An 11,400-nucleotide genomic window follows, 5' to 3' on the forward strand; every position below is an offset into this window, starting at 1 on the left:
TCCTGACCGGTACTCGACGGCACGTGGACGGTGGTGGCGAGCCCATGACAGGCTCACCACCACCGTCCATCCGTGAGTCAGCGTCGCTCACGTCGCGGCAGGACCCGGCCCGCCGCGGTGCCGACGGCTTCGGCTCTCAACGAGCTCATTGAGGTACCAGGCCGCCGGGCCGGCGACCTGGACGGTGAGGAGGAGGAAGGCCCACAGGGCCCGCTGCCAGACGGGGCGGTCCGTCCTGCGGATCTCGATGAACAGGGCCCGTAGCGTGATCCAGAGGTAGAGGGCCACGAGGATGAGTGCTCCGACTCGCAGGAAGATCCCGCCGGTGTCGATGTCCATGACCTTGGGCCTCTCACTCACCAGTAGACTGCTCAACCCACTCAGCGTACTCGTGCTGTGCGCGCTCAGGGCCGTGGCTGGAGTCGTCGCCTGCTGGTGGGAGGGGCGGGCGCTCACGCGCACGCAGTTGTCGCGAGCCGGCGCGGTCTGAGCCGACCGCCCTGCAACCTCCTCAACCTCCTCCCGGTGGCGTCACCACCGGCAGGCCGCACGCTCATGTGACGAGGAGGCGCGAACGAGCCGCATGATCTCGCGGAACTCGCGTGGGCTGCCTCAGAGGCTCGCGGCTCCCATGTGCGTGGGTGTCACACACGCACATGGGAGCATGCCATGCCATTGTGAAGCTCGTGCGCGCACCGCGCACTACCAGCGAAATACCCGGATCGCCAGCACTGCCTGGGCGTCATGAGCGTGCGACCGCACGCTGTCGCGGGTCGATGCCCCCCCGTCACCACCGCGCACACGGTCCGGGCCGCACCTGGGCTGCCGCCGGGCCGCCTGTGCGCCGTGACGGGGTCAGCCGGGCGAGGCGATGACGCGGGTGATGACCGTCTCGCACTCGCGTCGCGAGACCGGGCGGCAGCCCTGAGCCACCCAGCGGTTGATCTTGCCCCGCTCGGAGCAGGCCAGGCGCAGGCCTCGCGTGAGCAGTACCGCTAGCGGCTTGCGGTGCTCGGACAGGTCCCGGTGCAGGCGGAACCACCAGGTCTGCACCCGCGGGCGGCGCAGCACGAGTGCGTCCGCGAGCAGGCCCTCGGCCCGGCAGCGCCCGACGAGCTCGGCGGCGAAGATCCCCTCGGCGACGAAGACCGGGGCTTGACCGATATCGAGCTCCCGGTGCCCGAGGGTCGTGTTGTCCGCCAGCGAGTAGGTGGGAACCCGGGTGGCTCCGGTGGTGCACAGCTCTCGGACCGCCGTCATGGCCCGCTCTGCGTCCCACGAGGCCGGGTGGTCCCAGTCGATGCGTGTCATGGCCTCGTCGGCGCTCAGGCCGTCGGCGCCTGAGACGGTGCCATCGAGCAGGGGCATGCCCGGCTCACAGCCGTCGCGGTAGAACTCGTCGAGGTTGAGCCGCCTGGCACCGACCCGGCGCAACAGGGAGGTCTTGCCGGAGCCGGAGGGACCGGCGAGGAGGATGACGCGGGCGCTCACAGGGCCCCAGCCTACGAGAGCGCCCGCGTCACCACCGCTCGTTCACCCCTCGGCCAGGGCCCGCATCCGCCGACGAGCCCCCTGCTCGCGCAGCAGCCGCAGCTCCTCGAGGTAGGTCGAGCGGAAGCGCTCGTCCTCGGCGAGGTCGCCGAAGACCGTGGCGTTGCGGATGAAGGCGAGCTCGCCGTCAGCGTCGCCCTGCTGGGCCGCCGCCTCCTGGGCCTCGGCCAGCGGTCGCAGGTCGTCCACCTGCTCGATCACGCCGCCCGCCTCGTCAACGCCGAGGACGCCCAGCGACCAGGCGGCGCACAAGGCGGCGGCCAGCCGCACGGACCCCGCCCGGGCGAGGTTGTCCCAGACGGTGCCCAGGACGAACTTCGGCATCCCGGAGGGGGCGAAGAAGGCCAGACGGGAGAGCGTGTCCGCGACGGCCGTGTTCGTGAAGCGCTCGAAGAGAGTGTCGGTGTACTCGTCAAGGTCGATGCCTGCCACCGGCAGCAGGCAGGGGCGCGCCTCACGGGCGAGGAAGGCGCGGGTGACGGCAGCGATGTCCGGGTCCGCGGCGGCCTCGTGCGCGTAGGTCATGCCCAGCAGCCGCCCCCAGTGGCCCAGCCACTGGTGGGAGGCGTTGAGCAGGCGCAGCTTCATGAGCTCGTAGGGCACGACGTCCTCAACGAGCTGGACGCCGACCTCCTCCAGGGGCGGGCGCCCCGCGCAGAAGGTGTCCTCCAGAACCCACTGGGTGAAGGGCTCGGCCACCACGGGCCAGGCGTCGCGCGCCCCGAGCTCGGCCGCGATCTGCTCCACCTCCTCGGGTGTGGTGCGCGGGGTGATGCGGTCAACCATCGAGTTGGGGAAGGCGACCTGGGCTGCGATCCACTCGGCGAGCTCCGGGTCGCTCATGCGGGCCTGGGTGACGACGGCGGTGCGTGCCGCCCGTCCGTTGCCCGGCAGGTTGTCGCAGCTCATCACCGTGAAGGGCGCGGTGCCGGCCTCACGGCGCAGCCGCAGGGCCTCGACGATGTAGCCGAAGGCGGTCTCGGGCTCGCTCGGGTGCTGGGCGTCGTGGACGGCGCCGGGGTCGTCGGTGCGGTAGGCGCCGGTGGCGTCGTCGATGTTGTAGCCGCCCTCGGTGACGGTCAGCGAGACGATCCGCGTGCTCGGTGCCGTAAGGATCTCCAGGACGCCGGCGCGCTCCTCCGGGGCGAAGCGGTAGTCGTGGATCGAGCCGATGATGCTGTGCTCGCGCCGCCCGTCGGGGTGCTTGAGGGTGAGGGAGTACAGGTGGTCCTGCCCGCTCAGGGCGTCGCGCATGGCGGCGTCCTGCGGCAGGAGCCCGACGCCGCACTCCGCCCAGTCCAGGGCGAGACCCTGGCGCATGAGCCGGTCGAGGTACATCGCCTGGTGCGCGCGGTGGAAACTGCCCACACCCAGGTGGACGATGCCGGTGCGCAGCGCCGAGCGGTCGTAGGAGGGGACGAGGGGGGAGGTGGTCAAGGAGGCGGTCATGGGATCTTCTTTCTCGTGTCGTCGCGACGGCAGGGTCGGGTGTGGTCAGCCACCCGTCCTCGGTGACGCCGTTGGCGCCGATGAAGGCCAGATCCGGTTCCATCGTGCCGAGCATGCGCTGGGCCCAGTGATCGACGACGCCGAAGGTCCCGCCCCGCAGGCGGCCTCCGACGGCGTAGACGGTGAGCTTCGGCGCCGCGACCATCTCCATGGCCGTGGGCAGGGCGGTGGTGACGACGGTCAGTGGGCGGTCGGTGGGCAGGGCGCGTCCGATGAGCAGAGGCAGGTAGCCCTCGTCGATGATGATCGTCTTGGCCTGGCCGATGCGGGTGACGGCCTCGGCCGCGATCCGCAGCTTCTCCTGCGTCGAGTGCTCGGCCCTCATCCGCTGGTGGGTCTCGAAGGATCCGGAGTCCACGGCGCGGATCGTCCCGTAGGCGCGCACCACCTGTCCGGTCTCCTCCAGGCGCCGCAGGTCCCGGCGGATCGTCTCGGGGGACACTCCGAAGCGCTGCGTCAGGTCGGAGACGGCCAGCGTGCCGCGCTCGCGGACCAGGGACACGATGCCGGCCCGCCGGGCGGCGGCGTCGTGCTGGTTGCGCGCCTGCGCGCTGCCGGGCTCCTGCGGCGGGCGGGGGCCGGCGTGGGACGGGTGCTCGACTGCGCTCACCGTCCCAGTGTCGCGCAACATCACAGGGTTGTCCGGTCACTGTCCCGGTGGCGGCCGCGCACGCACCGGGGCGGTGGGAGCCATTCTCTCCACCGCCCCGGCACACCGGGCCCTGGGCCGGCTGTGGTGGTGCCTCAGTGCGCGATGACCACGCGCAGGTTGCGCGGGCCGTGCACGCCGTTGACGCGCACGAGCTCGATGTCACTGGTGGCTGAGCCGCCGGCGATCCACGTCGTCGGGCGGGTCGGGTGCTGCCCCAGCACGTCCACGGCCTGGGGAACCGTGGGCATGATCATGTCGCGCTCGATGACGACGACGTGCGTGTCCGGCACCAGCGTGATGGCGCGGCGCCCCTGGTCGGGCTCGCCGTCGAGGCAGATCGTGCCCGACAGCGAGATGGACACGCGCGAGCAGGTGACGACGGCGTCGATCTCGTTGAGCTCGAGCGTGGGGATCGGCTCCTCGCGCGAGTCCTCGCGCACGGTGCGCCCCCCACGGGCAGCGGCCTCCTTGTAGGCCTCGGGCAGGCCGGCGGGCACGACGACGCTGCGCGCGCCCTGGTCCACGAGGAAGGCGTCGATCGCGTCGGCGACCTGGGCCTCCTGGCGGGCCTCGACGACCTTGGCGGAGTAGTCCTCAAGCTTCTCGACCATGTCCGCGACCACCGGCTGCGAGCCGGGGGCGTGCTCGCCCTTGCGGATGTAGCTGCGCGGGACCTCGCGGACGGGACGACCCTGCTGCGAGCGGGAGATGGCGTCGCGGGCGCGGGCGAGGATCGCGGTCTTGGCGTCCATGCTCAGGCCTCCTCGTGGTCGTTGGTGCGGGTGGTCATGCCGTTCGGGCCGGCGAGCGGGATGCCCATGACGGGGGCGTCCGTACGCGGCGCGTTGGCGTCCGAGTCCGGGTGCGTGCGCTTCCACCACTGGCGGAAGGACTCCCTGGGCGTGACGGGCACGTCACGCGAGCTGGTCCAGCCCTCGATGACGGGTACCGGCATGTGGCCGATGCGGCCCTTGCGGGCACCGAGCAGGCGGGTGGCCTTGGCGCTCTGGTCCACGAGGCGCCAGATCTTGCTGTTGCTCATCGCCGGGGCAGTCACGCCCATCGCGAGGTCCCAGATGTCCGGCACCGCACGGCGCTTGATGTCCACGGAGCGGGCGCGCAGGTGGATGAGGATCGTCGGGATGTCGATCTTGACGGGGCACACCTCGCCGCAGGCGCCGCACAGGGAGGACGCGAAGGGCAGGGTGTGGACCGGGTCGTCGTCGGCGAGCCCCTGGGTCAGCTGCGGGGTGAGGATCGCCCCGATGGGGCCGGGGTAGACCGAGCCGTAGGCGTGACCGGAGGTGTGCTGGTAGACGGGGCAGATGTTCATGCAGGAGCCGCAGCGGATGCAGGCCAGGGCCTGGCGCCCGATGGCGTCCGACAGCACCTTGGTGCGCCCGTTGTCCATGAGGATGAGGTGGAACTCCTGCGGACCGTCACCAGGGGTGACGCCGGTCCACATCGAGGTGTAGGGGTTCATCCTCTCGCCGGTGGCGGAGCGCGGCAGGAGCTGGGTGAAGATCTCGGCGTCCTGGTAGCGGGGGACGAGCTTCTCGATGCCCATGAGCGTGATTAGCGTGTCCGGCAGCGTCAGGCACATGCGGCCGTTGCCCTCGGACTCGAAGATCGACACGGTCCCGGTCTCCGCGATGCCCATGTTGGTGCCGGAGATGGCGACGGAGGCGTGCAGGAACTTCTTGCGCAGGTGGGCGCGGGCGGCCCCGGCCAGCTCCTCGGGCGTGTCCGACAGGTCCTCGGGGGCGTCGTCCATGCGGTCGAGGAAGATGCCGCGCACCTCCGAGCGGTTGCGGTGGATGGCGGGCACGACGATGTGGGAGGGCATGTCATCGGCGAGCTGGACGATCATCTCGGCGAGGTCGGTCTCGTGGGCGGTGATGCCCTCGGACTTCAGGTGCTCGTTGAGGTTCGTCTCCTGGGTGGCCATGGACTTGACCTTGACGACGTCGTCACAGCCCTTGGAGCGCAGGATCTCTGTGATGATCTTGTTCGCCTCCGCGGCGTCGCGCGCCCAGTGGACGATGCCGCCGTGGGCGGTGACATTGGCCTCGAACTGCTCAAGCAGCTCAGGCAGGCGCGAGGCGACCTCGAACTTGACGGCCTCGGCGGCGTTGCGCAGGTCCTCCCAGTCCGGCATCTCGTCCACGCGCATCTGCCGCTTGCCCCGGATGGTGCGCGTGGCGTGGCCGAGGTTGCGGCGCATCTGGGTGTTGGCGAGGGTCTTCTGGGCACCCTCACGGAAGGTGGGGCCCCAGCGCAGGGCGTCCTCGGGGATGTCGACGGTGGTGCGCCACCCGCCGGTGTGGACGGCCGAGGAGCCGGGCATGCCCAGGAAGGTGGGTTCCTCGGCGGTGCGGGGGAGGAATGCCTGCGTCATCGTGACACCACCTGTGCGCTAGCGGGGGCGAAGGAGATGTTGCCCTGGAAGGGGGCCTCCTTGGTGGAGGCGAGGATCTCGGCGAGGTGCATGACGCGCACACCGGACTGGACGCGGGAGAGTGCCCCACCGATGTTCATCATGCAGGAGTAGTCGCCGGTGCACAGCACCTCGGCCCTGGTGGACATGACGTTAGCCGCCTTCTGGGAGACCATCGCGGTGGAGACCTCGGGGTTCTTGACCGAGAAGGTGCCTCCGAAGCCGCAGCAGACCTCCTTCTCGGGCAGGTCGATGAGGGTCAGCCCCTCGACCGCCTGCAGCAGGCGGTAGGGACGGTCGCCGACGTGGGCCACGCGCACCGAGTGGCAGGTGGGGTGGTAGGTGACCGTGTGGGGGAAGTAGGCGCCGACGTCGGTCAGCCCGAGGACGTCAACGAGCAGCTCGGACAGGTCGTAGGTGTGGGCGCCGATGCGCTCGACCTGCTTGGCCAGAGCGGCGTCCCCGACGTGGTCGGCGACGATGCGCTGCTCGTGGCGGGCGGCTCCGGCGCAGGAGCCGGAGGGCACGACGATGGCGTCCCACTGGTGGTCGAGGACGGGCTCGAAGGTCCTCACGTGGTTGCGGGTGACCTCGGCGGCCTGGTCAAAGTAGCCGGTGTTGGCGTGCATCTGGCCGCAGCAGACCTGGCTCTCGGGGAACACGACCTCGTGGCCCAGGCGCTCGAGGATACTGACGGTCGCTTGCGCGGCCTGGGTGAACATGGTGTCTGCGAGACATGTCGCGAACAGTGCGATTCGCACGGGGTGGGGTCCTTCCTCCACGACGTCGTTGACGGGTATGGGCTCAGGCTAGGAGCGCGTGGCACAGGTCCTTGCCGGTGCGCGGCGGCCGGCGTCGTCTCGCATGTCGAAATGCCGCTGCGACGGGGAAAAGTCGTGGTGCGGTGACGTGGGTGCGGGCACCCTCTCAGGCCCGGCCGGGCATTGGGGTGGCAGGCATTGCGCAAAGGGTGCCTGCGTTTTTGCCGGATGCGGCCCCGCGGGGCGGCCCCCACGCGTACCGGCCCGCCCCGCGGGGTGCGGGACGGGCCGGTACGCGTGCGCTCCTGCGAGCGGCTGCCCGGGGCCGGGAGGGGCCGGGTCAGGGCATGTAGAAGCCGAGCACCCCGGTGGAGGCCAGCAGCGTGATCGTGCACAGCGCCAGCAGGAAGACGATGGAGTAGGGGGCGACCTTCTTGAGGATCTCCGCGTCCTGGCCGGGGGCGTCGAGGGCGGAGGTCGCCACCGCCAGGTTCTGCGGGGAGACGAGCTTGCCCAGCCCGCCACCGGCCGTGTTGGCGGCCAGGAGCACCTGCGGGTCGAGGTGGGCGCCCGCAGCTGCGGTCGCCTGCAGGTTGGCGAAGAGAGCGCCCGCCGAGGTCGCCGAGCCGGCGACCGCCGTGCCCAGCCAGCCCAGCGTCGGCGAGATGAAGGCGAAGGCCGCGCCCGTGGAGGCCAGGGCGGCGCCGACCGCCGTCGTCTGGCCGGAGAAGTTCATGACGTAGGCCAGCGACATCACCAGGACGATGGTGAGGATCGACATCCTCAGGTTGTAGACCGTGCGCGGCAGGACCATGAGCATCTGGGGCACGGAGGTCGCAAAGCGCCCCCCGGAGGAGACCAGGCCGTAGACGACGGCGACGATGAGCCCGGTGACGAAGATCCACGTGCCGGGGTTGGACAGCAGCTGCAGGGTGTAGACCGCCGAGCCGGAGGGCTCGCCCGCGGGCGTGAGCAGGTTGCCGTAGATGCCGGGCCAGGGGATCTTGACGTCCGTGGAGGACAAGAGGCTGGACAGGGGGGCGACGAGCTTCGTGGTCGCGATGATGATGACGACGAGGACGTAGGGCAGCAGGGCCAGGCCGATGCGGGCGGCGTCGGGGCGGTCCGTCTCGTTGACGCTCGTGCGCGCCTCCTCGGGGGTGCGCGGGGTCCACACGGCGAGGAAGAGCGTGCAGGCGACGAGCGACAGGAGGGCGGCGGACACGGTGGTGAGCTCGTAGGAGACCTGTGAGACGAAGAAGTGGCCCGCGGCCATGGCGGCGCCGCCGACGAGGGCCAGTGGCCACAGCTGCTTGACGCCGCGCAGCCCGTCGATGACGAACAGGACGACGAGCGGGACGACGAGGGCGATGAGCGCGGTCATGTGGCCCATGACGGCGGCGACGGCGGCGGGGTCCTCGCCGCCCAGGCGGCCGGCGGTCGTCGTCGGGATGGCCATGGCGCCGAAGCCGACGTTGATGCCGTTGGCGACCATGGCGGTGACCGCTGCCTTGACCTTGGGCATCCCCAGCGACAGCAGCATCGCGCAGGTGATGGCGATGGGGGCGCCGAAACCGGCGAGGCCCTCGAGCAGGCCGGAGAAGCACCAGGCGACGATGAGGGCCTGGGCGCGCTGGTCGCCCTTGCCGATGAGGTCGAAGACGGACTTGAGGTCCTCGGAGCGGCCGGAGGTCTCGGTGAGGTTGTAGAGCCAGACGGCCGCCACGATGATGTAGACGATCGGCATCAGGCCCATGGTGGCGCCCTGGGTGGCGGACAGCACGCTCATGCCCGCGGGCATGTGGAAGGCGGCCACGGCGATGAGCAGCGACAGGACCAGCGCGACGAGCGAGCACCAGTGCGTCTTGACCTTGAACACGCCCATGAGGATGAAGAACACGATGAGGGGCAGCAGCCCGACGACCGCGGAGAGGAAGACGTTGCCGCCGACGGCGGTGGTCGAGGGGGTGAAGGCGAGCGGCACGAGGGCGCTCAGGGAGGTGGGACTCACGTGGATCACTTCCAGGGTCGGGAGCGGGACGTCGTTGTCGATGTCCCCGGCAGGGATGGCCCGATTCTGACACCTTGAGCGCTCCCGCACGAACGTGGTGGGGAGTCGAGGAGGCCCACAATTGGACTCGATACCCCCGGGGGTATACGCTCCGAGCGTTCCGCCGCCTCGAGGGGCACCGACGCGGGCCGCCAGACGCGGCCCGGCAGACCCCGAGGGGAATCGAGAGAAAGGACCCTCCCATGTGCCGTCCCGTGACCTGCAAGACCTGCGGCAAGACCACCTGGGCCGGTTGCGGCCAGCACGTCGACGCCGTCAAGGCCTCCGTCCCCGCGTCCCAGTGGTGCACCTGCGACCGCAACGCCCCCAAGCCTGGCGCCACCCCCGCCGGCGGCTTCCTCTCCCGCCTGCTCGGAGGCCGCTGACCCATGACCAGCCCGACCCCCTCCCGCCGGGTCCTCGTCGTCGGCGGTGTGGCCGCCGGCATGAGCGCGGCCACCCGGCTGCGCCGCCTTGACGAGCGCGCGAGCATCACCGTCCTCGAGCGTGGCGAGCACGTCTCCTTCGCTAACTGCGGCCTGCCGTACTACGTCGGCGGAGTCATCGAGGAGCGTGACGACCTGCTGCTCCAGACCCCCGCCTCCCTGCGTGATCGCTTCGACATCGACGTGCGCGTGCGCACCGAGGCGCTGAGCATCGACCGCCAGGCCCGTCGCGTGCGCGTGCGCACCACCGCGCCCGACGGCGCCACGAGCGAGGAGGAGCTGGCCTACGACGCCCTCGTCCTGGCCCCCGGTGCCCGCCCCTTCGTGCCCCCGGTCCCCGGCGTCGAGCGCGCCCTGACCCTGCGTGACGTCGCCGACGCCGACGCCCTGGCCGCCGCCGTCGCCACCGGCGGCCCCGGCGGCGACGGCGCGCGCTCAGCCCTCGTCCTGGGGGCAGGCTTCATCGGCATCGAGACCGCTGAGAACCTCCACCACCGGGGTCTGGCCGTCACCATCGTCGAGCTGGCCGACCACGTCCTGCCCCCGCTCGACGAGGAGATGGCCGCCCCCGTCGCCGACCGCCTCCGCCAGGCCGGCATCGAGGTCCGCACGGGCGTGTCCGTCGCCTCCTTCACCGAGCACGAGGCCCTGCTCACGGACGGCACCACGGTGCCTGCCGACATCGCCGTCGTCGCCGTCGGGGTCCGCCCCGACTCCGCGCTCGCCCGCGAGGCCGGGCTCGAGGTCGATGACCGTGGCGGCATCGTCGTCGACGCCGAGCAGCGCACGAGCGACCCCGCCATCTGGGCCGCCGGCGACGCCGCCGTCAAGGTCGGTGCCATCGACCGCGCCCCGGCGCTCGTCGCCCTGGCCCAGACCGCCAACCGCCACGGCAGGGTCGTGGCCGACTCGATCATGGGCCGCCCGGCGCGCTCCGTGCCCACCATCGCCACCGCCATCGTCGGAGTCCTCGGCCTCCAGGTCGCCATGACCGGGTGGAGCGAGAAGCGGGCGCGTGCCGCGGGCCTGGACGTCGCCGTCGTCCACATCCACCCCTCCGACCACGCCGGCTACTACCCCGGCGCCCAGTCGATGAGCCTCAAGCTCGTCGCCGAGGCCGGGACGGGTCGCGTCCTCGGAGCCCAGGGCGTGGGGCCGGTCGGTGTGGACAAGCGCATCGACGTCATCTCCACTGCCATCCGCGCGGGCCTGACGGCCCCCGACCTCGCCGACCTCGAGACCACCTACGCCCCGCCCTTCGGCTCGGCCAAGGACCCGGTGACGATGCTCGGCCTCGTCGCGGACAACACCCTGTCCGGCCTGACCCCCACGATCCAGTGGCACGAGCTCGAGGAGGCCGTGGCCGCGGGGGCGAGCGTCGTGGACGTGCGCAGCGCCGCCGAGTACGAGCGCGGCCACATCCCCGGCGCCGTCAACATCAGCGTTGACGGCATGCGCGCCCGCCTGGACGAGCTCCCCGACGGCCCGCTCATCGTCTCCTGCCAGGTCGGCCTGCGCGGGCACGTCGCGGCGCGCCTGCTCATCCAGCGCGGGCGCGAGGTGCGTAACCTCGACGGCGGCTGGCGCACCTGGTCCGCCGTCCACGGCGTCGGCGTGAGCGGTCCCGAGCCCGGCCAGATGCGCTGATGACCGTCGAGCTCAACCCAGAGGACGTGCGCGCCACCACCGCGCGCCTCAAGCGCGCCCGTGGCCAGCTCGACGGCGTCATCCGAATGCTCGAGGAGGGACGCGACTGCGAGGCCGTGGTCACGCAGGTGGCCGCGGTGTCCAAGGCCGTCGACCGCGCCGGCCTGGCGATCATCGCGGCGGGGCTGCGCGCCTGCTACGCGGCCGAGCCCTCCGGTGAGGGCATGGACGTCAAGCGCCTGGAGAGGATGTTCCTGTCCCTGTCATGAGGGCGCTGCCATGGGTGTGGGGAAAGAGAAAGACGGGGGGGGGGGGGGGGGGAAAAACCCAGGAAGCGCCGTTCCGGA

General features: G+C 71.4%; 11 protein-coding genes and 2 pseudogenes. 4 read left to right on the forward strand and 9 right to left on the reverse strand.

What is annotated here, in order from left to right; all coding sequences use genetic code 11:
- Positions 1 to 87: 87 nt before the first annotated feature.
- The 4 genes and pseudogenes from ACSJJR_RS09780 to ACSJJR_RS09795 form a co-directional block, all read right to left on the reverse strand.
- The gene (locus ACSJJR_RS09780) at positions 88 to 375 is read right to left on the reverse strand and encodes a hypothetical protein (RefSeq protein WP_435943204.1); all 288 of its coding nucleotides are present in this window, start codon (positions 373 to 375) and stop codon (positions 88 to 90) included.
- A gap of 480 nt (positions 376 to 855) precedes the next feature.
- Positions 856 to 1,491 carry an ATP-binding protein gene (locus ACSJJR_RS09785; protein WP_435943205.1) on the reverse strand — a complete coding sequence of 212 codons (636 nt, stop codon included), beginning with the start codon at positions 1,489 to 1,491 and terminating at the stop codon, positions 856 to 858.
- A gap of 42 nt (positions 1,492 to 1,533) precedes the next feature.
- Positions 1,534 to 3,000 carry a mannitol dehydrogenase family protein gene (locus ACSJJR_RS09790; protein ID WP_435943206.1) on the reverse strand — a complete coding sequence of 489 codons (1,467 nt, stop codon included), beginning with the start codon at positions 2,998 to 3,000 and terminating at the stop codon, positions 1,534 to 1,536.
- 73 nt (positions 3,001 to 3,073) lie between these two features.
- Positions 3,074 to 3,355: pseudogene (locus ACSJJR_RS09795) on the reverse strand (DeoR/GlpR family DNA-binding transcription regulator); the annotation flags it as partial.
- Between ACSJJR_RS09795 and ACSJJR_RS09800 the strand changes: the two are divergent.
- Positions 3,300 to 3,437: a hypothetical protein gene (locus tag ACSJJR_RS09800; RefSeq protein WP_435943207.1), complete on the forward strand. Its 138-nt coding sequence runs from the start codon at positions 3,300 to 3,302 to the stop codon at positions 3,435 to 3,437. The pseudogene ACSJJR_RS09795 and the gene ACSJJR_RS09800 overlap by 56 nt on opposite strands.
- 26 nt (positions 3,438 to 3,463) lie before the next feature.
- Here the strand turns inward: ACSJJR_RS09800 and ACSJJR_RS09805 are convergent.
- From ACSJJR_RS09805 to ACSJJR_RS09825, 5 genes and pseudogenes are all read right to left on the reverse strand, one after another.
- Positions 3,464 to 3,691, reverse strand: a pseudogene (locus ACSJJR_RS09805) (DeoR family transcriptional regulator); the annotation flags it as partial.
- 113 nt (positions 3,692 to 3,804) lie between these two features.
- The gene (locus ACSJJR_RS09810; RefSeq protein ID WP_435943208.1) at positions 3,805 to 4,464 is read right to left on the reverse strand and encodes a LutC/YkgG family protein; all 660 of its coding nucleotides are present in this window, start codon (positions 4,462 to 4,464) and stop codon (positions 3,805 to 3,807) included.
- Between the two features lie 2 nt (positions 4,465 to 4,466).
- Positions 4,467 to 6,110: a LutB/LldF family L-lactate oxidation iron-sulfur protein gene (locus ACSJJR_RS09815; RefSeq protein WP_435943209.1), complete on the reverse strand. Its 1,644-nt coding sequence runs from the start codon at positions 6,108 to 6,110 to the stop codon at positions 4,467 to 4,469.
- Positions 6,107 to 6,910, reverse strand: coding sequence for a (Fe-S)-binding protein (locus tag ACSJJR_RS09820; protein WP_435943210.1), 804 nt, complete (start codon positions 6,908 to 6,910; stop codon positions 6,107 to 6,109). The genes ACSJJR_RS09815 and ACSJJR_RS09820 overlap by 4 nt, the downstream gene beginning before the upstream one ends.
- Before the next feature lie 340 nt (positions 6,911 to 7,250).
- Positions 7,251 to 8,921, reverse strand: a complete 1,671-nt coding sequence (locus tag ACSJJR_RS09825) for an L-lactate permease (protein WP_435943211.1) — start codon at positions 8,919 to 8,921, stop codon at positions 7,251 to 7,253.
- 254 nt (positions 8,922 to 9,175) lie between these two features.
- On the opposite strand from ACSJJR_RS09825, the gene ACSJJR_RS09830 reads away from it, so the two are divergent.
- From ACSJJR_RS09830 to ACSJJR_RS09840, 3 genes are read left to right on the forward strand one after another with little or no spacing between them, the layout of a single operon-like run.
- Positions 9,176 to 9,346 carry a hypothetical protein gene (locus ACSJJR_RS09830; protein ID WP_435943212.1) on the forward strand — a complete coding sequence of 57 codons (171 nt, stop codon included), beginning with the start codon at positions 9,176 to 9,178 and terminating at the stop codon, positions 9,344 to 9,346.
- A 3-nt stretch (positions 9,347 to 9,349) separates the two neighbouring features.
- On the forward strand, positions 9,350 to 11,053 hold the full coding sequence (locus ACSJJR_RS09835; protein WP_435943213.1) for an FAD-dependent oxidoreductase: 1,704 nt from the start codon (positions 9,350 to 9,352) through the stop codon (positions 11,051 to 11,053).
- Positions 11,053 to 11,322 carry a metal-sensitive transcriptional regulator gene (locus ACSJJR_RS09840; RefSeq protein WP_435943214.1) on the forward strand — a complete coding sequence of 90 codons (270 nt, stop codon included), beginning with the start codon at positions 11,053 to 11,055 and terminating at the stop codon, positions 11,320 to 11,322. Before ACSJJR_RS09835 ends, ACSJJR_RS09840 begins: the two co-directional genes overlap by 1 nt.
- Positions 11,323 to 11,400 lie beyond the last annotated feature (78 nt).

The sequence above is a fragment of the Actinomyces sp. W5033 genome (assembly GCF_051303165.1).

What these genes read in the sequence shown, in the direction of transcription:
- ACSJJR_RS09790 (WP_435943206.1), bottom strand. Translation starts at nt 3,000, where the DNA reads ATGACCGCCTCCTTGACCACCTCCCCCCTCGTCCCCTCCTACGACCGC.
- ACSJJR_RS09835 (WP_435943213.1), top strand. Translation starts at nt 9,350, where the DNA reads ATGACCAGCCCGACCCCCTCCCGCCGGGTCCTCGTCGTCGGCGGTGTG.
- ACSJJR_RS09810 (WP_435943208.1), bottom strand. Translation starts at nt 4,464, where the DNA reads ATGGACGCCAAGACCGCGATCCTCGCCCGCGCCCGCGACGCCATCTCC.
- ACSJJR_RS09815 (WP_435943209.1), bottom strand. Translation starts at nt 6,110, where the DNA reads ATGACGCAGGCATTCCTCCCCCGCACCGCCGAGGAACCCACCTTCCTG.
- ACSJJR_RS09840 (WP_435943214.1), top strand. Translation starts at nt 11,053, where the DNA reads ATGACCGTCGAGCTCAACCCAGAGGACGTGCGCGCCACCACCGCGCGC.
- ACSJJR_RS09800 (WP_435943207.1), top strand. Translation starts at nt 3,300, where the DNA reads ATGATGATCGTCTTGGCCTGGCCGATGCGGGTGACGGCCTCGGCCGCG.